The organism is Candidatus Auribacterota bacterium (assembly GCA_026392035.1).
Lineage (GTDB): Bacteria > Auribacterota > Tritonobacteria > UBA1439 > UBA1439 > JAPLCX01.
In genome coordinates, this window is sequence record JAPLCX010000065.1 from 20,496 (window position 1) to 45,652 (window position 25,157).

23 protein-coding genes and 1 pseudogene are annotated in these 25,157 nt (G+C 59.5%); 15 read left to right on the forward strand and 9 right to left on the reverse strand.

Going from position 1 to position 25,157, the window contains the following annotated elements:
* Positions 1-19: 19 nt before the first annotated feature.
* Both NTX71_06650 and NTX71_06655 read right to left on the reverse strand, forming a co-directional pair.
* Positions 20-295 (reverse strand): hypothetical protein, encoded by a 276-nt coding sequence (locus NTX71_06650; GenBank protein MCX6339583.1) that lies wholly within the window; start codon positions 293-295, stop codon positions 20-22.
* A 124-nt stretch (positions 296-419) separates the two neighbouring features.
* On the reverse strand, positions 420-2,369 hold the full coding sequence (locus NTX71_06655) for an alpha/beta hydrolase (protein ID MCX6339584.1): 1,950 nt from the start codon (positions 2,367-2,369) through the stop codon (positions 420-422).
* A gap of 287 nt (positions 2,370-2,656) precedes the next feature.
* On the opposite strand from NTX71_06655, the gene NTX71_06660 reads away from it, so the two are divergent.
* Together NTX71_06660 and NTX71_06665 are read left to right on the forward strand one after the other, a co-directional pair.
* Positions 2,657-3,310, forward strand: a complete 654-nt coding sequence (locus NTX71_06660) for a nitroreductase family protein (GenBank protein MCX6339585.1) — start codon at positions 2,657-2,659, stop codon at positions 3,308-3,310.
* Positions 3,311-3,455: 145 nt separating this feature from the next.
* A complete protein-coding gene (locus NTX71_06665) occupies positions 3,456-4,463 on the forward strand; it encodes a DHH family phosphoesterase (protein ID MCX6339586.1) in 1,008 nt (335 codons plus the stop codon).
* Between the two features lie 36 nt (positions 4,464-4,499).
* On the opposite strand, the gene NTX71_06670 is transcribed toward NTX71_06665, so the two are convergent.
* The 4 genes from NTX71_06670 to rlmN all read right to left on the reverse strand — a co-directional run bounded on the left by NTX71_06670 (position 4,500) and on the right by rlmN (position 7,892).
* Positions 4,500-4,985, reverse strand: coding sequence for a ribonuclease H-like domain-containing protein (locus NTX71_06670; protein MCX6339587.1), 486 nt, complete (start codon positions 4,983-4,985; stop codon positions 4,500-4,502).
* A 203-nt stretch (positions 4,986-5,188) separates the two neighbouring features.
* A complete protein-coding gene (locus tag NTX71_06675; protein ID MCX6339588.1) occupies positions 5,189-5,779 on the reverse strand; it encodes a DNA ligase in 591 nt (196 codons plus the stop codon).
* Between the two features lie 53 nt (positions 5,780-5,832).
* The gene (locus NTX71_06680) at positions 5,833-6,276 is read right to left on the reverse strand and encodes a hypothetical protein (protein ID MCX6339589.1); all 444 of its coding nucleotides are present in this window, start codon (positions 6,274-6,276) and stop codon (positions 5,833-5,835) included.
* 563 nt (positions 6,277-6,839) lie between these two features.
* Positions 6,840-7,892: a 23S rRNA (adenine(2503)-C(2))-methyltransferase RlmN gene (gene rlmN / locus NTX71_06685; GenBank protein MCX6339590.1), complete on the reverse strand. Its 1,053-nt coding sequence runs from the start codon at positions 7,890-7,892 to the stop codon at positions 6,840-6,842.
* 390 nt (positions 7,893-8,282) lie between these two features.
* Here rlmN and NTX71_06690 point away from each other — a divergent pair, with 390 nt between their 5' ends.
* Both NTX71_06690 and NTX71_06695 read left to right on the forward strand, forming a co-directional pair.
* Positions 8,283-9,614, forward strand: coding sequence for a tetratricopeptide repeat protein (locus NTX71_06690; GenBank protein MCX6339591.1), 1,332 nt, complete (start codon positions 8,283-8,285; stop codon positions 9,612-9,614).
* Positions 9,615-9,623: 9 nt separating this feature from the next.
* Positions 9,624-10,091 carry an NUDIX hydrolase gene (locus tag NTX71_06695; GenBank protein MCX6339592.1) on the forward strand — a complete coding sequence of 156 codons (468 nt, stop codon included), beginning with the start codon at positions 9,624-9,626 and terminating at the stop codon, positions 10,089-10,091.
* A gap of 21 nt (positions 10,092-10,112) precedes the next feature.
* Here NTX71_06695 and NTX71_06700 read toward each other — a convergent pair whose 3' ends face one another.
* The gene (locus tag NTX71_06700; protein MCX6339593.1) at positions 10,113-13,649 is read right to left on the reverse strand and encodes an alpha-amylase family glycosyl hydrolase; all 3,537 of its coding nucleotides are present in this window, start codon (positions 13,647-13,649) and stop codon (positions 10,113-10,115) included.
* Positions 13,650-13,732: 83 nt separating this feature from the next.
* Positions 13,733-14,560 carry a carbon-nitrogen hydrolase family protein gene (locus tag NTX71_06705; GenBank protein MCX6339594.1) on the reverse strand — a complete coding sequence of 276 codons (828 nt, stop codon included), beginning with the start codon at positions 14,558-14,560 and terminating at the stop codon, positions 13,733-13,735.
* A gap of 148 nt (positions 14,561-14,708) precedes the next feature.
* Here NTX71_06705 and NTX71_06710 point away from each other — a divergent pair, with 148 nt between their 5' ends.
* The 8 genes and pseudogenes from NTX71_06710 (at position 14,709) to NTX71_06745 (ending at position 21,455) form a co-directional block, all read left to right on the forward strand.
* Positions 14,709-15,239 carry a hypothetical protein gene (locus NTX71_06710; protein ID MCX6339595.1) on the forward strand — a complete coding sequence of 177 codons (531 nt, stop codon included), beginning with the start codon at positions 14,709-14,711 and terminating at the stop codon, positions 15,237-15,239.
* A 54-nt stretch (positions 15,240-15,293) separates the two neighbouring features.
* The gene (locus NTX71_06715; GenBank protein MCX6339596.1) at positions 15,294-15,551 is read left to right on the forward strand and encodes a hypothetical protein; all 258 of its coding nucleotides are present in this window, start codon (positions 15,294-15,296) and stop codon (positions 15,549-15,551) included.
* 106 nt (positions 15,552-15,657) lie between these two features.
* On the forward strand, positions 15,658-16,968 hold the full coding sequence (locus tag NTX71_06720; protein ID MCX6339597.1) for an MFS transporter: 1,311 nt from the start codon (positions 15,658-15,660) through the stop codon (positions 16,966-16,968).
* 209 nt (positions 16,969-17,177) lie between these two features.
* A complete protein-coding gene (locus NTX71_06725) occupies positions 17,178-18,305 on the forward strand; it encodes a type III PLP-dependent enzyme (GenBank protein ID MCX6339598.1) in 1,128 nt (375 codons plus the stop codon).
* A 112-nt stretch (positions 18,306-18,417) separates the two neighbouring features.
* A pseudogene (locus NTX71_06730) lies at positions 18,418-18,918 on the forward strand (GxxExxY protein).
* A 50-nt stretch (positions 18,919-18,968) separates the two neighbouring features.
* The gene (gene speY / locus NTX71_06735) at positions 18,969-20,132 is read left to right on the forward strand and encodes a deoxyhypusine synthase (protein MCX6339599.1); all 1,164 of its coding nucleotides are present in this window, start codon (positions 18,969-18,971) and stop codon (positions 20,130-20,132) included.
* Between the two features lie 65 nt (positions 20,133-20,197).
* Positions 20,198-20,659: a SoxR reducing system RseC family protein gene (locus NTX71_06740; GenBank protein MCX6339600.1), complete on the forward strand. Its 462-nt coding sequence runs from the start codon at positions 20,198-20,200 to the stop codon at positions 20,657-20,659.
* Entirely contained in the window at positions 20,652-21,455 is an 804-nt protein-coding gene (locus NTX71_06745; GenBank protein MCX6339601.1) for a sulfide-dependent adenosine diphosphate thiazole synthase, read from the forward strand. The genes NTX71_06740 and NTX71_06745 overlap by 8 nt, the downstream gene beginning before the upstream one ends.
* Before the next feature lie 440 nt (positions 21,456-21,895).
* Here NTX71_06745 and NTX71_06750 read toward each other — a convergent pair whose 3' ends face one another.
* Positions 21,896-23,215: an SGNH/GDSL hydrolase family protein gene (locus NTX71_06750; protein MCX6339602.1), complete on the reverse strand. Its 1,320-nt coding sequence runs from the start codon at positions 23,213-23,215 to the stop codon at positions 21,896-21,898.
* A 360-nt stretch (positions 23,216-23,575) separates the two neighbouring features.
* Between NTX71_06750 and NTX71_06755 the strand changes: the two genes are divergently transcribed.
* Genes NTX71_06755 through NTX71_06765 form a run of 3 tightly spaced genes read left to right on the forward strand, consistent with a single transcriptional unit; the run spans position 23,576 to position 25,132 of the window.
* Positions 23,576-23,992 (forward strand): hypothetical protein, encoded by a 417-nt coding sequence (locus tag NTX71_06755; protein MCX6339603.1) that lies wholly within the window; start codon positions 23,576-23,578, stop codon positions 23,990-23,992.
* Between the two features lie 26 nt (positions 23,993-24,018).
* On the forward strand, positions 24,019-24,753 hold the full coding sequence (locus NTX71_06760; protein MCX6339604.1) for a hypothetical protein: 735 nt from the start codon (positions 24,019-24,021) through the stop codon (positions 24,751-24,753).
* Positions 24,728-25,132 (forward strand): PaaI family thioesterase, encoded by a 405-nt coding sequence (locus NTX71_06765; GenBank protein MCX6339605.1) that lies wholly within the window; start codon positions 24,728-24,730, stop codon positions 25,130-25,132. The genes NTX71_06760 and NTX71_06765 overlap by 26 nt, the downstream gene beginning before the upstream one ends.
* Positions 25,133-25,157: the final 25 nt, after the last annotated feature.

Genomic DNA, 25,157 nt, shown 5'->3' on the forward strand with positions numbered 1-25,157 from the left:
ACGGAGCTGTTGGGGCGCCTCACGCCTCCGCGGTTGCCTTTTTCTTCGCGACTTTCTTACTCTTTTTGCCCTTTTTCGCCCTGGCCTTCTTCCCTTTCACCGCCTTTGGCTGCTCGACCTTCCTGAGGCGCGCCGCTCTGATTTCCTCAATGACGTGCTCTCCCTCCACCTTTGTCCTGACGGCGGCGATGCCCCCGGGGAGTATCTCCTTGACGACTCCCTTCCTGAGATGCGAGGTTGACGGGGTATCTCCTGCCCGCCACTCAACCTTGTCCTTGGGCTGTAGATCGGCCATTTCACACCCTCCTTTCAAAGTCACGCACACGATGCTGACTGCCCGGTCGGCGTGACACGCAACCTTACCATATTGCCGTACGTGCCGTCCACCGGCCTTTCGCCCGCGGCAGAACAGGCGCCACTCAGCCCAGCGGGCAAAGGAACTCCAGGCAACGGCCAATGCGTTTGCGCCAGTAGATTTCGTTATGGAAGTGCCCCTCGGCGATCACGCCGAGGAGGGTCTCCCCTGGTGCCATGCCTTTTTCCCTGGCGATGGCGATGAGCTCCCTGGTGGTATTCGTAAAATCGTCACGGCTGCGCTGGTCGTAGGCCCAGCGCGTGCCGCAATCCATGTACAACCTCTTGAATGGGAGTTTCGCGAGCGCGCCCATCCATTTCCTCAACGGGTCGTCAGGCATGTCGGCATAGGACAAACTTCCCACGAGCCCGAAAGTGTCCGGCCTCCTCAATCCCGCGTAGATCGCGCAGTTCGCTCCATACGAGGCGCCGATCAATCCTATCTCGCGAGGATCCTGCGAAATCGTGATTTCTTTTCTCAGCGTGGGGAGCACTGTGTCGGCGAGAAAATCAACGTACGCATCGGCGATTCCCCTCGGGGGGGGCAGATATGCGGCATCCCTGCGCGAGTGGGAAACGACGGCCGCGAGGACGATGTCGCGGCTGCGGCCGCGCCGCGCTTTGTCCAGGGCTATTGCATCGGTGTGCCACCCACCGTAGGCGCCCTGGTCCTTCCACTGATTCTGCCCGTCGTTCAGCACCACGACCGGATAGGGGCCCTTTCCTCCCCGCCCATAGTCCCTTGGCAGCATGATGTTGACCCTGAAGTGGTGTGCGAGCGCGCGCGAGTATATTTCCTTGGTGAAATAGACAGCGGGCTGACGGAAAAGCGGCGGCGGGTGGGGGAAGAACTCCCCGTCCATCAGGTGCATCGTGCTCCCGGTCGGTTCGTAGAAGCCGCGGGGGAACGGCCTGTCCTCCTTCACCCCCTCCATAATGTAGAAACCGCTCCCTGGATCAAGCGGCACCGTCGCTCCAAAAGCGCTCTCATCGCGGAATCTTCCGCGCTTCAGCCGCTTCATCGGCAACTGCGACAGCTCCTGCCCCCTCCGGTTGCAGACGCGCACCACCGGTGCCTGCCAGCCGGTGAAATAAACCAACTTCATTCTCTCCCTCCCCTTCTGCTCCAGAATGACTTTCGCGAATTGATGTCTCTCGTTGATGCCGCGCGGGAATCCCGCCTCCATCCACTCGGTCACGCGCCTCGTGATCGGTCCGTGGAAGCGGCTGATGAGGATGCTCCCGTGAGAGTAGCCTTCAAAAAGGAGCCGCGACGCCTTGAGGTATTTCGCCTGCGCCGCCTGGGCCCTGTCCCTTGAGGAGACGTTGATCATGAGGACCGGGCAGGTGAGCTTTCCTGCGTCGACCTCGATCCTCTCCAGTTCGAGCTCCCGGTACGCGCGCCCTGACAGGAACGACCTCTTGAAGAGGGCGAGCATCGCGCGGTACTCCTCCGGCCTCACCGCCCCCCCCATCATTTCCTCCACGACGCTTTTCGGCGGCCGGAAATTCATCACCGCCGGGATCCGTTTCTTCAGGTCGGGTGCCTCTCGGATCGTTCGGGCCACCTGGCGCGGCCAATCGCTGTCATACAGGATGAGCGCGCGGGCGCCGTGGAGCTCCGCGAACTTCTGGACCAGGATCCCCCCGATGCTGTATCCGGCATATACCGGCTTCTCCAGGGCGAAGTGCTCGCACGCGGCGCCGATGTCATCGAGGTAGTCGCGATAGCCGAGCCCCGCGACGCCGCGGTACCGGCTCTTGTAGTAGCCGCGGAGGTTCAGCGCATAGGCGGGCCACCCGCGCGCCGCCCAGTAATCGAGCTGCTGGCGGCAGATCCAGCTCCCGTCAAAGGCGCCCCCGACGAACACGATTGCGGGGCGCCCGGTTTCCATCTCCGGCCTGACGCCCTCCACGTAAATCCGGTGGCGGCCGACATAGGCCTCAAAATCGACAGGCCTGAAGACCGCGCCGGCGCGTGAGATTCTCCTGTGGCCCATCATGACGTCTCCCATGGAAACTGCATATTATTGCCTGTGGCGGCCAAAATGTCCACGACGTTTAGCAAATCGTGGTCAAGGGAGCGGCTTCAAAAGACGCAAATCTGTAGGGGTTCCCCGGCCTGCCCCTGGCGGAGAGGGATTCATCGAACCCGGGCGCGATAAATCGAGCCCCTACGCAACTAAAACAGCAGATCGGCCCCACTGCACCTGCGTAGTTACGGATCAGAGCAATTTCAACTATGGCAGAGTTTCCAAGCACGATGGTATAATATCCACAACCAGAGAAAGGAGCAAACGCTATGAACCGGATCATATGTGTCGCCATGTGTGCCGTGCTTTCTATTCTTTACCTCGTACCGGTGGCGACTGCTGCCGGGAAGCTTGAGCCGGTCCAGCTCGTGAAGCCGCAGACATCCGGCGGCAAACCCCTCCTGGAGGCGCTGGCAAAGAGAAAATCCACGCGCGCGTTCGATGCGCGGAAGCTCCCCCCCCAGGTCCTGTCGAACCTGCTCTGGGCGGCGTGCGGCGTCAACCGCCTCGAATCGGGGAAACGCACCGCCCCCTCGGCGATGAACCATCAGGAGATCGCTGTCTATGCCGCGACCGCGGATGGACTCTACCTCTACAACGCGAAAGATCACAGGCTGGATCCGGTCTTCGCTGAGGACATCCGGGCCCGCGCCGGAGAACAGCCGTTCGTGAAAACGGCCCCCGTGGTGCTCATCTATGTCGCCGACCACTCACTGATGGGGGATACGCCACGCGACTCCAGGGATTTCTACTCGGCGACCGACACCGGTTTCATCAGCCAGAATGTGTACCTCTACTGTGCGTCCGAGGGGCTGGCGACAGTGGTCCTCGGCTGGGTGGATAAACCCGCGCTCGCGAAGGCCATGAAGCTCCGCGATGACCAGAAGATCATCCTCACACAGCCCGTCGGATATCCAAAATAGTACTTCCGCGTCTCTTCCATTCTGTGCGGGTACATCAAGCGAATTCCTCCCCCTCAGACGGGGAGCTTGTCCCGAGCGAAGCCGAGAGAAGGTTCGGTGGGAGTGTAACTACAGTTTAAAGTTGAAAGTTTAAAGCCATTATTACATGAAGCAGGCACGAAACGAGCTCAAGGCAACGCTGCTCCAGGAGATCACGCGCGCCGTCGAGGCGCACGATCGCTTCGCCGTGTTTTCACACGAGGAGCCCGATGGCGACGCCATAGGCTCCCAGATCGCGCTCGCCCTCGCGCTGCGGAAGCTGGGGAAACAGGTGGTCTCGCTCCGTCTTGAGAAGATCCCCTCCTCGCTCGAATTCCTCAACAGGGACGGTGCGGTCGAGGAATACCGGCCGGGGGTCCATCGCGAAAACATCGCACGCGCGCAGGTGGTGGTTGTCGTCGACGCGAGCAGCTATCACCGGATGGGCAGCCTGGCGGATGAGGCGGCGCGCAGCCGCGCCCTCACGATAAACATCGACCATCATCGCGACAACGAGTTCTTTGCCGACATCAACTTTGTGCGCTTCCAGGCGGGCGGCGCGGCCGAGCTTGTCTTCGAGGTGATCAGGGCGATCGGCGTGCCGATCGAGGGCTCGATTGCCGAGGCCATTTACGTGGGGATCTGCACGGACACGCTCGGCTTCAAGTACATCGATCCCGAGGGTAACCTGATCAGCGTCATCTCCGAGCTGGTGAAGGGGGGAATCGATATCGAGGATTTACAGGAACGGCTCTACTACCTCAGGCCTGACAGCTACCTCGAGGATATCGCCGGACTTCTCCGGAGCGTCCATTACGAAAACGGCGGATCGCTCGCCTGGTTCGCGTTTCCTGCCGGCTCGCACCTCAGCTACTACCAGCGGGACCTCGCCATGGAAGGACTTCACCAGCTCATGAGCGTCAAAAGGATCCGCGCGGCGGTCATGTTGCACGAGGAAAAATCCGGCGTGGAGGTCTGGCTCAGGTCGAAGACGGATGTCGACGTGGGGAAGGCGGCGGAGCGCCTCGGCGGCGGCGGGCACAAGACGGCCTCGGGGGTCTTCATCAAAGGGATGAATCTCGGTCAGGCCGTTCGCGCAGTGCTCTCCCAGATCAACGCGGTGCTCCAGAAGTAAAGGAGAGACCACTCCCGGCCCCGCGGGTGCATGCGCTCAGGCCCCCAACTTCAACCTCAGCTCTCTCAGGTTCAACACATCTTCCCGGTTGTACTCCAGCAGCCTCTCGAGCGACTCTCTGCATCCCCCACGTTTGTAGTTCTCCCACAGTTGCACGGCGACTATCCCGTTGACGTCCTTCAGGTTCCTCCTGATCCCCAGCATCCGCTCCACCTGTTTCATTCCCCCGTACAGCCCCTTTCGGTGGCAGTCGTGCATCAGGTCGCGGTGGGCGCAATACTCTGTCATATCCACCCCCAGTTTTGCTTTGATGTAGGGGAGGTCGAATCTCTCCCCGTTGTAGGTGTAGATCGTGTGGTGAGCGCGCACGTGCTGGATCAGCGCGGAGGCGTGAAGACTATCCTCGACGAGCTGGACGAAGTTGCACGATTCTCCCCCCTCCATGCAGAGGCCGATGACGGTGAGGTCCCCGTCGCGTGGGTCGAGGCTCGTCGTCTCGATGTCAAGGTAAACAGCAGACATTGGCTAATCCCTCAGTTACTCTGGAGTTACATGGTAATCCCTCAGTCATGGGGGGCACTAATTCACCTCACACAGCGTTTTCATCCACGGATTGACACTGATTTCCACGGATAACCTGTTTAAAAATCTGCGCCAATCCGTGAAATCCGTGGATAATTGTTCATACTGTTCCCCCCTGTAACTGAGCGGTTGCGACACCACGATCAGCTCTTTTTCTTCACGCCCACACGCTGGCACGACTCTTCTCTCGCAATCTCTTCGATCGTGCGCCCGGTCAAGACCGACTGAGGCTCCGTGCTCACGGGATTGCGGCGCCGGTCGGCCTCGTCGTCGTCCATCTTAATCAGGAGCCAGCGCCGCTCTCCACCTGCCGCCGTCCGGACCAAGGTGTACCCTCCCTTGAGCTTCTGTCCCTCAATCCACACCGCGACGCGCCCTTGTTCCAGGGCGTCATCCACGGAAACTGCGCTTCCGCTTTTCTCCCCGAGATTCCGATAGGTGCCGATATCCCATACGAGCACCACGCCTGCGCCATAATGCCCTTCAGGAATCACCCCCTCAAAAAAGGCATAGTCGATCGGATGATCCTCCACGGGTACGGCGAGCCGCCTGTCGCGCGAGTCGGTGGATGGCCCCTTGGGCACCGCCCAGGATTTGAGCACCCCTCCGACCTGGAGGCGAAAATCATAGTGGAGCGTCCTGGCGGCGTGCTTTTGGATGACATAGAGAGGTTTCCCGGACGGCTTTTGCCGGGCCAGCGCGCAATATCTCTTACGCTTCAGGGTCGATGGCAAGGAGGTATCGGATTGTTCCAGGGTAATGAAAACGGCGCATGAGATCGTGCGCCTCAGTGTTTGGGCTCTTCTTTTATCTTATCACACATGATGAACGTGTAGCCGGGCTCCATGCCGAGCTTTGTCGCCCGCTCAGTCCTGGAATCGAGCAGCTTGACGTGCATCACATTTCCATCAATCGAATAGATGGCTCTATTCACCTGGTACTCCTCGAATTGTATGTCAATCTCCTTCGGCTCACGATCCTCTCTGTAGGTGAAGGTGCCGGTGTAGGTGTGGTCGCCCTCTTTTATCGTGACCGTGTTCCCCCCGAATACCCACGTCTTATCTGATGTGACCGGTCTGTTCTCATTCTTTATTTCCCGCCACTTCCCCTCAAAAGGCGTGACCGCTCCTGCGGCGCCGGGCGGCAGAGGAGGCACCGGCGGCCGGCCCGCGCAGGAAAGAAGCACAAAGCTCATTGAAACAATCAGCAAAAGATGGAGTAACGGTTTCATAAATGAGTACCTCGCTTTTGTCTTGTCACGGAAATTCCGAGCATATGTCTGTCATCGCGAGCGAAAGCGAAGCGATCTCAACATATTGGCAATCATGAGATTGCTTCGTCGCTACGCTCCTCGCAATGACAGGACTTTTGAATGCTACTTCCGAGACACCACACTTCCTGAACATTGTGTAATTATATGCTCCCCGAGGGGGAAAAATCAACTGCTATTTGTGTCCCATGGTAACGGGACAGTTATGGGTGGCGCTAATTCACTCCACTCAGTGTTTTCATCCACGGATTGACACGCCTGCGTGCCAAAACGCACTCCGGTGTGCAGGCACGGATTGACACTGATAACCCGTTTATTACTGAGAGCAGGAAATGTTTGATACGTCATTGCGAGGAGGCCGAGTCCCGCTTAGCGGGACTCGGCCTCCTCGCAATGACAACCTTAATGTTGATTTTTTCACACCTTCTGAGGGGTTACGGGTGTGGAGGCAGCCGCATGTCTGTTCATGAAAATCCATGTGAGCCCTATGATCGGTGTGTATCCCTGCCGGCAGGCAGGTGTGTTCATCTGCGGATTTCATGTTTACTATAGCCTGCCCTGAGCTGGCCGCACGCCGCATCGATTTCGTCGCCCTTGCTCTTTCTCACCGTGACCGCCGCGCAGAAGGGCCTGAGCCAGCGCCTGAACTCTTCCGCCCGCTCCTCACTGCCCGGCGTGAACCGGGGGTTGTCTGCGGGGTTGTAGCGGATCAGATTGACCTTGCAGCGCACCGATCTGACAAGTTCCCCGAGGAGGCGCGCGTCCCGCCTGGAGTCATTGATGCTTTTGAGGATGACGTACTCGAAGGTGATGGGGCGCCTGATGAAGCGGGCATAGCACCGGGCGGCCTCAACCACGTCGTGCAGTGGGTAGGTGCGCGCCAGGGGGAAGAGCTCCTCCCGCTTCTCCTCATCGGCCGAGATGATTGAGATGGCGAGCTCCGGCGTGATGCCCGCGGCTATCAGCTTGTGTATCCCCGGCACAATTCCGCAGGTGGAGACGGTGACGCGGCGCGGGCTGAATCCGGGGCCATCGCGCGAGGCGAAGATTGAGATTGCCCTCGCCAGGTTGTCGAAATTGAGCAGCGGCTCGCCCATGCCCATGAAGACGATGTTTGTGATGCGCTCGCCCTGTGTGAGCCGGTCGCGCACCTTGAGGAACTGATCCACGATCTCTCCCGCGCTCAGGTTGCGCCTGAAACCGATCGCGCCGGTGGCGCAGAAGCCGCAGCCGACGGGGCAGCCGGCCTGGCTGGAGAGGCAGACAGACTGGCTGGTCTCGAGGGTGAGGAAAACAGTCTCGATCGTTTCTCCGTCATCGAGGCGGAAGAGGTACTTTCGCGCGTCACCCGTTCTCGTCTGTCTCTCCGATACCAGCTCGAGGTTGACCACCCCTGCTTCCCGGGCGAGCCGTTCCCTGAGCGCGCGGGGAAGGTCTGTCATGTCAGCAGCGTGCGCCGCCCCCCGGCCATGGAGCCACGCCGCGACCTGCCTCCCCCTGTAGGGCGCTTCGCCCATGGCGACCATGTACTGTGCGAGCTCGGCCGCGGTCATCCCTCTCAGATCCGGTTTCGTCACATCCTCACCTCCGCGATGGCTGTTTTATACCATGAACTGATATCGCGGGGAAGCGTAACTTGCTGCTGGAGTTTCCCCATTTTTTAGAAACTAAGGTAATTTTTCACCACGGACCTGCCTGCCGGCGGGCTCCGTGCCTCCGTGGTGGATTATGCATTGGAATACACCTACGAAATAGTATCTGTTTCACTTCACTAATACTGCATCTACTTCCGAAACAACGTATTGTGTATTTTGATGAATTCATTTGAAGCCGCACATCAGGATGCGTTACCCAAGCTCTGATTAGGTGACTGATTTTTAGACAACCGGTGTGAGATATGTTACGCTGGTGCGTTCAACTGCAGCTCGCTCGATAGCTCAACAGTTCATATCAGGGAGGCGTTTCCCTTGGTTCAGACGATGGTCGTACTCCTGGCGGTGATGCTATGTGGTGAGCCGGAATCACCCGCCGCTGACCACGTGAAGAAGGGGAAGGCCTTCCTCTCGGCGGGGAAGTACAGGGAGGCCGCGGCGGAGTTTGAGGAGGCATTGAAGACAGACCCGTTGAACACCCCGGCGCTCTTCAGTCTGGGTGATATCCACGCGAATTATCTCAAAGACGCGAAGCTCAGGGACAAATACTGGAGACAGTACAAAGCAGCCTCGCTCATTTCCTTGGGTGATGTCGCGTCAGCCGGTGGTGACTTCAGGGAGGCGGCGGCGCACTATCGGGGCGCGCTGAAGCTCATGCCCGGCTATGGGAAGTTGCACGAGCGACTCGGGGCAGTCTGCCGCCGGATGGGGAATGAGGCGGAGGCGCTCAAGGAGTACAGGGCGGCTGCGGATCTGGAAAAGGAAAATATTCAATTACAGCTCGGTATCGCGCGCTATCTGGCGGGGCATGGGGATAGGAGAGGAGCGACGGTGTACGCCGAACGGGCGGTTGCCGCCAGACCGAATGATGCCGCGCTCAAACAGGCGGCGGTCGGGATTCTCGCGGAGACTGGCAAGGCGGTGGGGACACCAGGGCCGCCGGTCGCCACACAGAAACCGGTGGCCATATCGGCGGAGGAGCACTGCGCGCGCGGCGAGCGGGCCCTTGAAGAGGGGAGGCTGGGGGAGGCGGCGCGGGAGATCAGGAAAGGCATTTCTGGGCCGACGCGCGAGCAATGCGCCCAGTCAGCCCGCCGCCTCGCGGAGGCGTTCGCAAGGAAAGGTTCGATGGACGGGGCGGTCGCGGTGTACAAGGCATTGCTTTCCGCCGGCATCAGGAGCGCCGATGTCTATAATTCGCTCGCGATCCTCTACCAGGAGATGGGGAAACTCGATGACGCGGTTGGGACCGCGCGTGCAGGCGTTGATTTGTACCCCGCCGTCGCGGAGCTCCACAACAATCTCGGGACGTTATACGCCCTGAGGGCGGAGTACGAGCGGGCGCTCTCCGAGTACCGCAAGGCGGTAGAGCTCAAGCCCGACCTCGCTGAGGCGTATCTCGATATGGGGATCATCTATAAGGACTACCTTAAAGACAAAGAAAAGGCGGTCGAGGCATTCCGGAGCTACGCCGCCCTCAAACCCGAGGGGACGAATGTCCCCGAGGTCGCGGAGCTGCTCGGGGGAGGGAAGGGGCCGGCGGGAAGTGTTCCCGGTCGGGATGCGAAACCCCAGGGGCTCATCGGTACGGATGAGCACATTGCAAAGCCCAGAAGAGTCTTGAGAAACCCTAAGGTCGCTCATTGAGAGGTGAGCATGAAAGGCGGCGTGACCTGTCCGGCGTGCGGCAGGGAGTTCGTGAGCCATCAGTACCCCGTCCCGACCGTGGATATTCTCATCAGGCGCCGGAAGGGGAAAAAAGACGCGGTCCTCCTCGTGCGGCGGAAGAACCCTCCTCACGGGTGGGCCATCCCCGGCGGCTTCATCGAGTACGGCGAGCGGGCCGAAGACTGCGCCGTCAGGGAAGTCAGGGAAGAGACGGGACTAAAGGTGACGCTCGGAGGAATCCTGGGCGTCTATTCTGACCCGGCTCGTGATCCGCGCTTTCACACCATCTCCGTGGTGTACCTGGCGGAGGGGGCCGGCGAGCCGAAGGCCGGATCTGACGCGGGGGATGTCTGCGTGTTCACCGAGGATGAATTGCCCGCGGAGATCGCGTTCGACCACAGGAAGATCCTCGCGGACTATTTTGCGCCCCACCAGCAAAGGGGGCAGAGGTGTTGATCCGCGCCGTTGATCCGTGCATCACCTGCGCGGTGCACTGACGGGCGGGGGAGCGGCGGTCGATGGCGGGGGGAGCAGCGCGAGAAATTTTTCAACCTGCCAGCCTGATTCCTCTGCGTTCTTCAGGAGCCGCGCGATTAAACCGTAGCGGGAATCCATTTCCTTCATAATCTCTTTCCTGCCGCGAGTCTCTGCCATCAGATCGACCACGGATACCGTGAAGAGCCAGTAGAGGAAGCGCTCCATCCGCTCCCTGCTGAACCAGAAAACGTTGTCGTATCGGTTGACGTTCAGATAGAGGCGCACGTCAGCCTCGTGGAGCATCTGCGCGATTGCATCGAGGCTCCCGTCGGCTGACAGGGGATCGCACCAGGCGTGGTGCTCCGTGAGTATTTTGATCAGCGCGGTGAGCTGCGCGGCGCTCCAGGCGTCACTGCCGTGTTCCTGGATAGTCCGTGAGATTGCTTTCCCCAGGAGGAGTTCGTCCAGCAACGCGCTGCTCGCTAATCCGCAGTCCGTATCCCCGCGCACCTTCCCGAGGTTACGCGTGATGAGCCAGATCAGGGCGATGCCCCAGAAGCCGCGCTCATCGGCCATGCCTGAGGCAAGGTATTCGGCCGCGGGGCCGCCGCATTTTGTGATCTCCCGTAATTTCAGAAGCGCATCGAACTGCTCCATGACGCCGTCGTTGATCTGCCGCTCATCACATCGGGCGTGGAGGAACGCCTTCAGAGTGGAGAGGAACTCACCTGTCCGGGATTTGAATGCGCGTCTCGCGCGTGCCGGGTCGCTCAGGAGCGCGTCGAGCATCTCTGCCCCGACGAGCGTTCGGAATGGGGTGTGGATGGGGGCGAATATCATTTCCTTCAGCGCCTCCTCCATGCTCGGCACGCCTCGCCCGTTCAGCGATTCGGTGAGCCTGCGGTAGTAACCAGATCGGCTGTCCCTCACCTCCCTAAAATCCAGGAAGATGCAGTACTGGAACGCGCGGAGCGGCGTGAACAGCCCCTTCTTCGCGAGTTCCCGGCCGGAGCGGATGTATTCCAGGTTCCCCTTGTAATCCTTGAAGATGTAGTAGTAATCGGCCCCCGATTGAATGCCGAGCGCGTCCGCGAGCGTGGTCTGGACGACCCTCTTTTTCTTCGGCGTTGCGTAATCGACCGCTATCCCGCATGAGGTCCTGATCCATCCGGATGTTTCCTCGTACTTGTTGTGGTAGACGATGAGGGCGCGCTCGCTGCCGCAGCGGTTGGAGTAGGCGAAGACATTTTCGTTCACCTGCCCGCCCGGCGTGTAAAAGTCGTACAGAACGAAGTTTTTCACCTCGCTGAAGAGGTGGCGCTTTTTCATGAGGGGGAATATCTCAGCCTCGTGACGCCTGACCAGGTTCCAGTCGGGCGTCTCGTTCCAGTAGGCCCGCCGGTACTCCATCCCGTACTTTTCGTGGAACCCCTCGATCTGCCCATGCCCGAACATCGGGAGTCCCGGCATGGTCACCATCATGAGACAGATCCCGAAGTACTTGTCGCCCGCGCCGAACTGGGCCACGGCGGTCTGCTCGTCGGGGTTGTTCATGAAGTTGACGAAGCGTTTGAGGATGCGCGGGTCGAACTCGAGGACATTTTTGACCACGCTCCGGTACTTGTCGTTCTCCTCCGTCTTGAGCATGTTCATGAACGCGCTGTTGTACACCCGGTGCATGCCGAGGGTCCTGACGAAGTAGCCCTCCATGAGCCAGAATGCCTCGGCGAGCAGCAGCGTGTCGGGCATCTCCTTGTTGATGCGGTCCACCACCTCCCGCCAGAACTCGCGCGGCATGAGCTTTTCGAAGTCGTCTTTGAACATCCCGTGCTCGGCTCGGGAGGGTATCCCGCCCCCCGTGCCGGGGTGCGGGAACCAGAGCCGCTGGAAGTGCCGCTTCGCGAGCGTCATCGCGGCGTCGAACCTGATGATCTGGAAGTGCCGCGCGACGCCGAGGATGAGCTGGATGACCGCTTCCCGCACGTCCTCCCTCAGGAAGTTGAGCTGAGCCGTGTCGTTCCAGGGCATGCTGGTGCCGTCGTTCCCGTGGTAGATATATTTTGTATTCCCCGTCCACCTGTCGCGTCGCATGAAGACGACCGCCGCGTCTCGCCGGCTCCAGTAGCCATCCTCGATTTGTAATGACACGCGCGGGTCATCCGACAGCTCAGGGCCGGTGAATCGGTATCCGGGGAAGGGGGGATGGTCGAGCTGGACGAACCGCTCGGGGTGCTCGATGACCCACTTCGAGTATATCCCCATATGGTTGGGGACGATATCCGTGCCGAGCCTGATTCCCCGCGCCCAGGCCCGCTCCTTGAGGGTGAGGAACGCCTGCTCGCCCCCGAGGTCGTTGCTGATCTCGTAGTCGTAGAGGGAATAGGCCGATGCGAGCGCGTCCTGGTTCCCGCAGATGTGTTTTATCTTCCGTGAGGCTGAGCTCCGCTCCCATACGCCGATGAGCCAGAGGCCCGTGAACCCCCACCGGGCCAGGATGTCGAGCTCCTCGTCGGGGATCTGGTCGAGGCGGGTGATGGGCCTCCCGTACTTCTTCGAGAGCTGGTCGAGCCAGACGTAGGTGCTCTTGGCGATGATGACGACCTGGGCCATCCACGCGCGGTCCTCGGTGAAGCGCTCGTATTCGGGAGCGTAGGCGAGCCGCGCCCATTCAGGCAGGTCGGACGCGTCCAGGTCCTTGAATCTCAGGACAAGGTTCGGTCCCTGCCCCATCAACCCTAACTTTTCTTCTTCCCTGAGGATGTCGATGGCGGTGAGCAGCCGGTAGAAGAGCTGCTCGGGGAGCAGCGCTCTCCAGTGGTCCTTGATATAGGTGAGCTGCCCCTGGAGCGAATCTCCCGCCGCCAGGATCGGCTCGCGCATGAAATCGACGAGCGGCTTGTCCGCGGGGCCGAAACCGGGCTGCTGCTGGAAGAACTGCTCGAGCGAGCTGAACAGATCCGGGTAGGCGCTCCTCTGTGCCAGATCGGCGTCGCTGAAGAGTTCGAGCATCGGGGAGAACGCCGGGTTGCTGTTGCCGAGGGCGAGGAGGAGCAGCTCCGTCGCGACGATCTGCCGGTGGGGGATCCCCTTCGTTTTTCCCCGGAGGTAGTTACGGATCGACTCCTTGCCCCGGAGGATGGTGTGGGGAGGGAAGAGTTCGACAAATTCGGCGATCGTGCCGTCCAGCCGTTCGGCGGTGATCTTCTCCCTAGCCGCCCGAAGGCCCTTCCGGAACGCGGGAGGGTTCTTAGTCGTGCAGTAGAGGAGGATGAGGTAGCGGTATATTTCGTTGATGAGCCCCGCAGCGTTGAGCTGGCCTGCCCGGAGCGGCGTGCGGGAGAAGGCCGCGAGATCCTTTCGCTCGTAGATCCGTTTGACGAGCTCGCGCAGGATGCGGAAATCGGGCATCCGGATTTCCCCCCTCTCGGGGAGGATGCCCTTATCGAGGCCGTAGAACTCCCACCGCGCCCTGGAGATGGGGAACTCGAGAGGAAAGTAGGCCGCGCGGCGGATCTGCCCCTGCGTCTTTTTTGCCATAGGGTCTTAATTATAGCGTCACGGGCTGCGTGAGGGGAACAGATATTTACATTCAGCCGTTTCCACCTCGCAGGTGGACGTGGTCACGGATCGGGAACGGAGTCGCCTTTGACCCGTTGCTCGATGCTCCGCATGCGCGTCCTCGCGTCGGCGAGGGATTCCGCCAGGAGTGCGGCGAAGATAATCTCTTCCGCATTTCCCGCTTCGGCGAGGATGGCGCCCCGGGGGTCCACGACGAGGCTGTGGCCGTATCGTTCTATGTCGGCCCCGCATATTCCCGTGCGGTCGGGGGCGAGGATGAAGCAGCCGGTCTCCGCCGCGCGCGCGCGGCACAGGACGTGCCAGTGCGCCTCGCCCGTGGGCTTGGTGAACGCCGAGGGGGCGATGATTATTTCAGCACCACGGAGTGCGAGACCGAGGAACTGCTCGGGGAATCGGAGGTCGTAGCAGATGCTCACGCCGAGGCGGCCGAGTTCCGTCTCGAATACAGGGGCGGCGTCATCCCCCGCTGAGAAGTAATCGCGCTCGTGATGCCTCAGCTCGCCGGGGATGTCCACCCGGAAGAGATGACGCTTCCGGTATCTGCCGACGAGCGCGCCGTCCGGACTGAAGAAGAGCAAGGTATTATACGGTGTGCCTCCCTCACGGCGCTCGGGGAGGGTCCCCGGGCAGAGGTAGACGCCATATTTCCGCGCGAGTGCGGAGAGCTGTTCGGTGACCGGGCCGGGGATGGTGACCGCTTGGCGTGACACCCGCTGCATGTCTCCATCGAAATAAAACAGTTCGGGCCCGCAGATGAGCCGCGCTCCCCTCGATGCGGCATCGCGGACATGTCCCTCAAACTGGCGCAGGTTGCTCTTAGGGTCGGGCGTGCCGCGCATCTGGATGAGCGCCACAGTGAAGGTTTTCATGTAATGTCCCAGCATACTATCGGTCTTTTTAAGGGTCAACAGCAAACCGGACAATGATGATCTTCGCTCTTGACTGATATACCTCTCGTGGTATTATCAGGGTGTGGCCGCACCGTTCATGACGTGAGGACGCGGAAGGAGGCCATCCATGGTTGAAGAGATCGCATTTGCGAATCCTATCGAGAAAATAAAAAAGAGGAAGCGTTCATCAAGGAAGGTCAAACCGTCAACGGAGGAGAAGTCTATGAAGAAAAAGGGTCCAAAGAAGGTTGGGAAAGCGGCGCGGAAAGCCGCGGTGAAGCCTGTAAAAAAATCAGGGAAGAAGAAGGGGAGAAAAAGCGCGCTCAAGGGCAGGAAACAGATAGTGAAAATCCGCGCCAAGGGGCTCCGTTCAGAATCCGCCCCGACAATTCTCGTGGTGGGGCAGGGCGGAAAGATTGAGCCTGCCTGGTTCAAATACGCGCAGATGACCCCGGCGAAGCGCAGCAGACATCCTAGCATTCCGACAGACATCCGTGTGGGGAACCTGGTTGGCTGGAAGACCGAGGGAGGCAAAGACCGTCTCGGCGTCGTCCAGGAATTCCTTGGTGATTCGGCCGTTGTCGGGATGGGCGGGAAGAACGAGATCATCCGCATCGCCAGGCTCACGCGCCTTGCCTCCAAGGTGAAGGAACTGTGATTGGGGTCAAATCTTTATCCTTGACATTTCACCTTCCCATAGCAGAATAAGGGCATGACGCGCCCCCTGAGGATCCACTATCCCGGTGTCTATTATCACGTCACCTGCCGTGGGAACGAGCGGCGGAGCATCTTCGCGGACGAAAAGGATCTATCCCTATTCCTGGAGAAGCTTGCCCTCTCCCTGGAGATATACGGTGTAATCCTCCTCGCGTATGTATGTATGAGGAATCAGAGCTCCTCTACCGTTTCTGTAATATGCCCCAGCCGGAGATTGGAAGATTGCTGGGAGGGATTGATTATAGCGCGGTGAGTCAGAGTCGTCGTAGGCTGCGCGCCGGATTGGCCAAGGATGCCAGGCTGAAAAACAAATTTGACAAAATAACGGCTTCTTTACTCGAAATGTCAAGGATAAAGATTTGACCTCCACGGGCGCGTCCATCTTCCGCTCGCTCCGATACCGGAACTACAGGCTCTTCTTCGGCGGTCAGGGTGTGTCGCTGATCGGCACCTGGATGCAGCACATCACCATGAGCTGGCTCGTCTATCGCCTGACGAATTCAGCGTTCCTCCTGGGGGCGGTCGCCTTCTGCGCGCAGATCCCCGCCTTCATACTGAGCCCCATCACCGGCGTTCTGGCAGACAGATTGAACCGGCGCCGCATTCTCATTGTGACCCAGACGATTTCAATGGTTCAGGCATTCCTGCTGGCGGTGCTCACCCTCACCGGAATCATTCAGGTATGGCAGATCGTTCTCCTCGGGATCCTCCTCGGGTGCGTGAACTCCCTTGACATACCGGCACGGCATTCCTTCATCATGGATATGGTGGAGAAGAGGGAAGCCCTCGGAAATGCGATCGCCCTGAACTCATTCATGTTCAATTTCGCCCGGCTGGTGGGTCCCTCCCTGGCGGGGATTATCATTGCCTATAGCGGCGAGGGGATGTGCTTTCTTTTGAATGGCGTGAGTTTTTTCTGCGTCATCGGTTCCCTCCTTGCCATGGAGATTACGGTGCCCCACCGCAGGGCGCGCGACTCCAATCTGCTCCACGATTTAAGAGAGGGGCTCGCGTATACCTTTGGCTTCGCTCCGATACGATCTATCCTCCTGCTCCTCAGCGCGAGCAGCCTGATGGGAATGTCCTACGCCGTGCTCATGCCTGTCTTTGCGAGGGATGTTCTCCATGGGGGGCCACAGACGCTCGGATTTCTCATGGCGGCCGCGGGGGTGGGGGCGTTGCTGGCCACAATCTATCTTGCCTCGAGGAAGGACGTGCTGAAACTCGGGAAGATGCTGCCGGTATCCACCGCCATCTTCGCGGCGGGGTTGATTGCGTTTTCGCTGTCGCGGGTGTTGTGGCTCTCGCTTTCACTCTTACTCGTCGCGGGATTTGGAATGATGGTGCAGATGGCGCTGAGCAACACGGTATTGCAGGTGATCGTGGAGGATGACAAGCGCGGGCGGGTGATGAGCTTTTATACGATGTCATTCATGGGAGTGGCTCCACTCGGCAGCTTGCTCGCGGGATACCTGGCGAGCCGCATCGGGGCGCCAGACACGCTCATGATCGGAGGCCTGGTATGCGCGCTGGCCGCGCTCGTATTCGCGCTGCGCATTGGAGATCTCCAGCGGATGCTCCACCCGGTCTACCGCAAAATGGGGATTATCCCGGAAGTGGCCACGGGGCTTCAGGCCGCCGTGGAATTAACCGCGCCGCCGGAGGATTAGGCCCAGCACAGGAGCAGGTTTCCAACCTCAATAAAATGCGAAGATTAAATTTACATTACGCCGTGGTTTTTCTATGTCAGGCTGCAACGTTGGCTCGATTTGGTTTCCGGCGCGGGTTGTCATAAAGTTAATTGCAGGGAGCGCCTGATTATCATAAAATCTGCTTCTGCGTGCGATTCTTGTGTGCCATAAGTGAGAGGAGAACAGTATTGTCAACGCGGCCAGTGGATAACGGTGCGCATCGGCTGAGGAATCTTGCGCGGAGGCATGGGACCCCCCTCATGGCGATAAGGCGGTCGGCGTTGCGCGCCCAGATCGGCAGGTTCCGGCGGGCGCTCCCCCGCGTGGAGCCGTTCTATGCCATAAAGGCCAACCCCCACCCCGAGATCCTCGCGACGCTCGTGGCCTCGGGGGCGGGCTTCGATGTCGCTTCCCGGGTTGAGATGGAAGCGGCCCTCGACGCAGGTGCGGCGCCAGACCGGATTATTTTTGCCAATACCATCAAGGATGCGGTGGCGATCAGGGCGGCGGCGCGGCGAGGAGTGAGGCTCATGACCTTTGACAGCGAGTACGAGCTCGACAAGATCGCCGAAGGCGCCCCCGGCACGCGCGTCATCGTGCGCATCAAGGTGTCGAACGTCGGCTCGATCGTCGAGCTGAGCCTGAAGTTCGGAGCCGATCCGGCGGACGCGGTTCAATTGCTCATCAAGGCGCACAAGCTCGGCCTGAAGCCGGCAGGCGTGAGCTTCCACGTGGGGAGCCAGTGCATGCACCTCGGCAATTATGTGGACGCGCTCGAGATGGCGGCGATCATCGTGCGCGATTCCCGGCTCAAGCAGCTCCCCCTCGAGATCGTGGATATCGGCGGCGGGTTCCCGATCCCCCACTTCGACAACGATGAGGATGTGTTTGACAAAATGGCGAGTGTGATCGCGCGGGAGATCGACCGGCTTTTTGACAGGAGCATCCGGATCATCGCAGAACCGGGAAGGTTCATCGTCGGTCCGGCGGCGACGCTCGTCATGAGCGTGATGGGCAAGGCCATCCGGGAAAATAAGCACTGGTATTACCTGGATGACGGGGTGTACGGAACCCTGAACGGCCTCATCTTCGACCACGCGAAGTACCAGTTTAAGGTTTTGAAATCAGGGCGGAGACAGCTCTCGACGCTGGCCGGCCCGACCTGTGACAGCCTGGACATCATTGCCCGCGGGGAGGACCTGCCGGAGCTTGAGATCGGCGATATCGTCTATGTGAACAACATCGGGGCGTACAGTTCTGCGAGCGCCACCGATTTCAACGGCTTCAGCCGGGCAAAAATAGTCATGGTGCATTAGGGCCTCACACCACTGAGGGCGCTGAAGACACAGAAGAATAGACGCGCGTCAGTGATTTCAGCGTCTTCAGTGGTTACACATCAAGGTGAGAATGGGTATTGATCAATAAAGAATGAAACCACAAGATTACACAAGATTGGCACAGGAAGGTGACAAGTGGCTATACAAGGACTTAACCGAGAAGATCATTGGTGCGGCTTTTGAAGTTCACCGGGAATTAGGGCCTGGGTTCTTGGAGTATGTTTATGAAGAGGCCCTAGTGTCTTGTCACGGAAATTCCTAGCATATGTCTGTCATCGCGAGCGAAAGCGAAGCGATCTCAACATATTGGCAATCATGAGATTGCTTCGTCGCTACGCTCCTCGCAATGACAGGACTTTTGAATGCTACTTCCGAGCTCGATATCTATTATAAAGATATGCTGATTCCCAGAAAATATACCCCTGATTTTGTGATAGAAGATAAGGTCATTATTGAAATAAAGGCTTCTTCTGGTTTGACTGCGAACGATGAGGCTCAGCTATTGAATTATCTCAAAGCTACTGGATTGAGAGTGGGGTTGTTGTTAAACTTTGGTCAAGAAAGTCTGGAAATAAAAAGAAGAATCTTGTGAAAATCTGTGGTTAGATTGAACAGTACGTGAAAATGGAGGGTAGATAGACAATGAAACGAACGCACCGGGTACGGGAGAACCATTCTGAATTGCCTGATTGGCTCCGCAGGAAGAAATATCCCCACAAGAGCCGGTACCTTTCCGGAAAGAGAATCCTGCCGAAGGGTATCACGGGGAGGGAGAAGCTCACCGCGCTGATGGATGAGGCGTTTCTCGCCTACAACTCGGCGCGTCTGAGGGAGGGGTGCCAGCTCTTTGTCGAGAAGATGCTCCGTCCCGACGTGACGGTGGGGATGAGCCTGGCGGGGGCGTTGACGCCCGCGGGCCTCGGCTGCTCGTGCATCGTGCCGCTGATCAAGGCGGGCTTCGTGGATTGGATTGTCTCCACCGGAGCAAACCTCTACCACGACCTGCACTTCGCCTTCAATCTCCCGATGCACGTCGGCAGCCATCTCGTTGACGATGCCGACCTCAGGAAAAACGATGTCGTGAGGATCTACGACGTGCTCCTCGGCTACACCGACTGCCTGATGGCCACGGACGAGATTCTCCGGGGCATTCTCATACAGCCGGAGTTCCAGAGGGAGATGGGCACCGCCGAGCTGCACTATCTACTCGGGAAGTACGCCGCCGAGTGGGAGCGCAAGGCGAAGCTCGGAGAGATATCCGTGCTCGCCGCGGCCTACCGCTACGGCGTGCCGATCTACACATCATCTCCCGGCGACTCCACCATCGGCATGAACATCGCGGGCGTGGAGCTCCGCGGCAACAAGCTGCGCCTCAATCCCGCCATCGACGTGAACGAGACGACCTCGCTCGTGCTCGCAGCCAAGCGTTCGGGGGGCAAGAGCGCCGTCGTGCTCATGGGCGGCGGCAGCCCAAAGAATTTCATGCTGCAGACCGAGCCGCAGATCCAGGAGGTTCTCAGAATCAAGGAGGTGGGACAGGATTACTTCTTTCAGGTCACCGATGCCCGCCCCGACACCGGAGGTCTCTCGGGAGCGACGCCCCATGAGGCCGTGAGCTGGGGAAAGGTTGACCCGAGCCGGCTGCCCGACGCGGTCGTCTGCTACACCGATACGACGATCGCCCTGCCGTTGCTCACCCACGTCGCGCTCGCGGCCCATCCGAAGCGCGCGCTCAAGCGCCTCTACGACAGGCGCGCCGAGCTGATGGAGGCCCTGGTGCGGGAATACTTCGCCCACAACAAGTGATCGTCAAAAACCGTCCATGGACGGGGACGTAACCGAGGCTGGGGCAAGGGGAAGAAGGGAGTCCGTTGTCTGAACGGGGGATCACCGTGCGGGAAGAGGGCGTGATAGTCGGCGTTGAAGGGGAAAGGGCCAGGGTCCGCATCGAACGGAGCGACGCGTGCAGCAGGTGCCGGGTTTGTGTTCCCATGGGGGACGGGTCGATGGTGATTGAGGCGAAGAACATGCGGGGTGCGGTCATCGGAGAGAGAGTGAGTATAGAGGTTGATGATTCGCGCCACCTGCGCGCTGCGTTCATGGTGTACATCCTCCCGCTCATGGGTTTGATCGCGGGATGCCTCATGGGAACGGCGCTCGCGGGTTCCGAGGCGGTGGGATTCCTGTGTGGGGCGGGGATGCTCATCCTCGTTTTTGTGGTGCTTCACTGGTATGACAAGAAAATAGGAACGCGCGATCAATCGTGGCCCCGGATTGTCGGGCGTCGCACGGATGAGGCGGGGCTTCATTGTGGAGGAGATACACATGCCTAAAAGGGTTGGTGCGCCTCAGGCGCTGGATGACGTGGTTATTTCTCGAGCGATCATACAGGAATTCACGAAGGACTTTTTGGATTCCCTGGAAAGCGACGTGGCGATCGCCGGCGCCGGACCGGCGGGGATGATCGCCGGCTACTATCTGGCTCGCGCCGGAAAGAAGGTGGTAATTTTTGAGCGCAAACTCGCGGTCGGGGGGGGCATGTGGGGCGGGGGGATGATGTACAACAGGTGCGTTTTTCAGGAGGCCTCGAAACCGATCCTTGATGAGATCGGAGTCAGGGTGAAAAAATGGGGGACGGGTTACTATGTCACTGACTCACTGGAAACGGTCTCAACCCTCTGCGCATCGGCGGTGAAGGCCGGGGCGAGAATATTCAACTGCATCTCCGCCGAGGATGTGATGATCAGGGGGGAGAGGGTGACGGGCGTGGTGCTGAACTGGAGCGCCGTGTCGATAGCCCATCTCCACGTTGACCCGCTCTCCGCACGGGCGGGGTATGTGGTGGATGCAACGGGGCACGACGCGGAGGTCGCGAAAATCATCGTCAGGAAGATCGGGAAGAAGCTCTTCACCGAGACGGGCGAGCTCATGGGGGAAAAATCCATGTGGGCCGAGGTGGGGGAGAAGACGATCGTGGAGAACACGAAAGAGATATATCCCGGGATCTATGTGGCCGGCATGTCGGCGAACGCGGTGTTCGGTGGCCCGAGGATGGGGCCCATATTCGGGGGGATGCTGCTCTCCGGCAAGAGGGTCGCCGAGCTTATCATGGGGAGAAAGAAAGGGTGAGAGGCCGTACCGCGGCACGACGCGATCGGGTAGATGATTAGATGTAGAAAATAGTTGCAGCGCGGTTCTGAATATACCATAATAGTGCGCGTGAATGGTAATATAAAGCCGGCGTGCAGTACACACGGCTGAGGAAAGGAGAGGGAAGGTATGAAGAAGATCGTATGTCTTATGGTTCTGGTGCTCGCGGTGAGCTCGCTCGCGCTGGGCGGCTGCAAGAAGAAGGCAGCGGCGCCCGCGCCTCCTCCCCCTGCGGCTAATAAATAGTTACAGGGAATGATAACGTCGCGTCTTCAGCCCGGCTCGAGGAGCACAGGCAAACGAGTCGGTTGAAGGATCGTGGCGGAGGAGTTTTAGCGAAACTGCCCAGCGGCAGATATGCATTGTCGCTGGGCATTTTGTGTCCGCATGCCACCATAGAGCGCCGGCAGGGGCATTGATCATTCGCCGCCGATGGTCAGCGTTTTCTGGTCCACATATACGGGGATTGCGCTCTCGATACCCGTCGGAGAGGAAGTGGGAGGCACGAGCCCGGCGGTGACCGTCCAGGCGCCATTCACTCCCGGTGGGATGGCTTGGAGCGAAAAGAGCCGCACGGTGGAGGCGCTCCTCAGGCCCTGAACGCCTTTCGCGAGCGGCTTCGCCCCCCTGGTGAGCGCGCCCGGCCTGCCCGGGGTGAGTGAGTACACTATCCCCCCCTGTCCCGTGATGACCGCCCACGCGTTGAATACCTGATTGATTGGCTGGACGATTACGTCTATGGCAAAGGGACTTCCCGGGGGCGGGGAGGTCGTGTTCATCAGGAGCGCGAGGGATTGCACGGGAGGCGTGGGGGAGGGATCGGGCTGCCCGTCAAGGAGGACAACCCTGGTTACTTTTTCGAGCACCTGGAGAGCGGTGAAGTTCCTCTGGTTGTACCCATAGCGGAGGCCCTGGGCGCCGAAATTCGCAGAGTCGGAGCCGTTCAGCGCATTCGGGTGTATCCCGTCTGCGCTGATTCCCCCATTGACCATGCCCGGTCCCTCGAGCGCCAGCCAGTAGTTCCACAACGGGACCCCGTTTGCAGTCGCCACGTCGATGGTGATCTGGTTAAAGGGAATCACGAGGGCGGCGCGAGCGGCGCTGTCATACCGGTGCGGGATGGTGCTGAGGACCGGGATCACCCCTCCGGCGACGCACTCCTGCACGATGGAGGTCAGGCTCCCGCGAAATGTATCCGCGCCATAGTGCTCGAGGTCGTTGGTGCCAAACATGATGAGAGCGACAGCAGGCCTTGCGAGGAGCAGCTCGCACCTGAGCGCGGTAAGAGAGCGGTCGGGGCAGTAGCCGGGCAGGGTGAGTGCGTGGATGGCGCTCCAGCCGCTCACCGCGCACGCGCTCATCCGGGTAAAGGAATTCACCCTTCCGCACCAGCCTGAGGTTCTCCACGATGAATCGGTGCGGGCGCCGAAGTAGGCAATCGCGGATCGGAGCTCGGTGTGGCCGGCGAGGGCGTAGTCGCCGCAGCCGATCGGCGTGAGGAACAGGTTTGATGCGGTGATGCTGTCGCCCATCCGGCTGAGCACGTCAGGGTAGTTGCCGAGCGCCTGCCCTTTGGCATGCACCGCCTGTAGCCGGGTTTTCATGGCGGCGTCGATTACGGGAATAACGGGCGGCTGGTCATAGGCGGCAGTGGGAGATGAAGACACTGCGCACACGAGAAAAATAATTGCCTCCAGGGCTGCCCCTTTCATCACGGCGGCACTCCACCGCTTTATCATATGTCCTTCCTCCTGATGATCAGCATCGGGGTATTCGGATTTGGCATACCGCTGCCAGAGATTAGCATAATGGCGCAGTTACTGTCGCTCGGCAATTTATGTCTGCGTGCCATCATAGAGCGCCGGCAGTGAACCTTAAAGTTAAAAGCATTGCTACCGCTCAACCTACCTAAACCATTGCAATTGTACTTTAGGCCATATTTACCCCTGTATCCTCCATGCCCCATCTATGTTCTCTGTGGTGAAACGTTGGAATTACTTCTATGAAAAATACAGAAACTCCAGAGGCGATATCCAGAGGCGATATCCATTGTGACTGCCGCCTCTTTTTAGTAGGATGTATCCATCAGGTGGAAAGTTATGCAGATGAAACCAGACCTTGTCTACTCGGTCCTGTGCGACGATGTGCGGCAGGAGATGAACGGGAAGTTCATATTCGTCGGCGTCTTTCAGAATATCTGGGCGCAGAATTTCCCCGCCGTGCACCACCGGATCTGTATTGCGAACTCATGGTACAACGGCATCGGCGAATTCCACGCGCGCTCGGCGATCATCTCCCCTGACAAGAAGACAAAGATTATCGAGAGCGTGCCGGTTAAGATTGCCCTCACCGAGGAGAATCGCGGCTCCATCGTGGTGAATTTTTTCCAGAATGTGCGCTTCGCCGAGCCCGGCCTCTACTGGGTGGAGGTCAGCCTGGATGACATGCTCGTGGCCCGGTATCCCTTCCGCGTGAGCACGCCGAGGGCGGTGAAACAGCCGGAAGCCACTGCGTGAGTTCTGCTGCCAGGCAGCGCGTGTCAATGCGAACCTTATTCCTTGCACTCCTCCTGATGTGCGCGGCATCCACCATCGCCGGAAACCAGTTCGAAACGTTCTCCAGGAGCGACAGTGTTCCCGCCTCGATACAAAGAGAGGTAGGCGCCGTTCTCTCTCACGCGGCCCTGGTCCAGGATATCCCTGCCCGGAGGTTTGCCACTGAACTCCGTGTCATGGACATGCTCTTCAATCACCCCGCCCTGACTGCGGAGATCGCCCGCGGGATGGGGCTCGGAGATTTTTATGTGGTGAAGGGGAAAGATGCTGCCTGCCATGTGAGGGAGGGGAAGAGCATCCAGGCGACATTCAGCGAGACCTACCGGGGGGAGGGGCTCCGCCTGTATCATGTCGAGGGCCAGTACTACGGTTCATTTTTTGTCCACCTCTCCGGCGAGGCGCTCCTGCTCACGCGGTACCGCGCGCTTGAGTCGCGGGGCGTCGAGGTGAAGGTTGACGCGGCCCTCTGCGTGGACAATCGCTTCTACGGTTTCCTCGTCTCGTGCTTCGCGCCGCTCTTCCAGCGCCTGGTGGACAGGAGGTTCTCGTTCTACATGGATGTCGCGAAAAAATTGAGCGAGGCCCTTGCGCAGGACCCCGCAGGTGTTTATAATCGTCTCGTGGATCGCGGGGTGTTGAGCGATGAGGAGCGCGCGCAGTTCACACGTTTCTTCATCAACGCGGGGCCGATTGACAATGGACACAGTACAACTGAGAGATGACCGCTGGTGCTTCGCCTGCGGCGAGAACAACCCTCATGGCCTCAAGCTGAAATTCACGCTCGACCAGCAGAAGGTGCTGCGCACCGCATTTACCTTCCGGAAGGAACATCAGGGATACACGGATATCGTCCACGGCGGATTTCTGGGCCTTATCCTCGACGAGATCATGCTCAACCTGGCCTGGCGGCTCGGTATCAAGGCGGTGACCGCGGGGCTGGAACTGCGGTTCAAGAAGGTGGTCCGCGTCGGTGATACGGTGGATTTCAGGGGATGGATCGACGAGCGGAAGAACCGTCTCCTGAGCGCGCAGGCCGAGGCGCGGGACGCGCGGGGCGATGTGGTCGCCACCGCAACGGCAAAGTGCATCGTGTTAAGATAATTGTGATTCCACCACGGAGGCACGG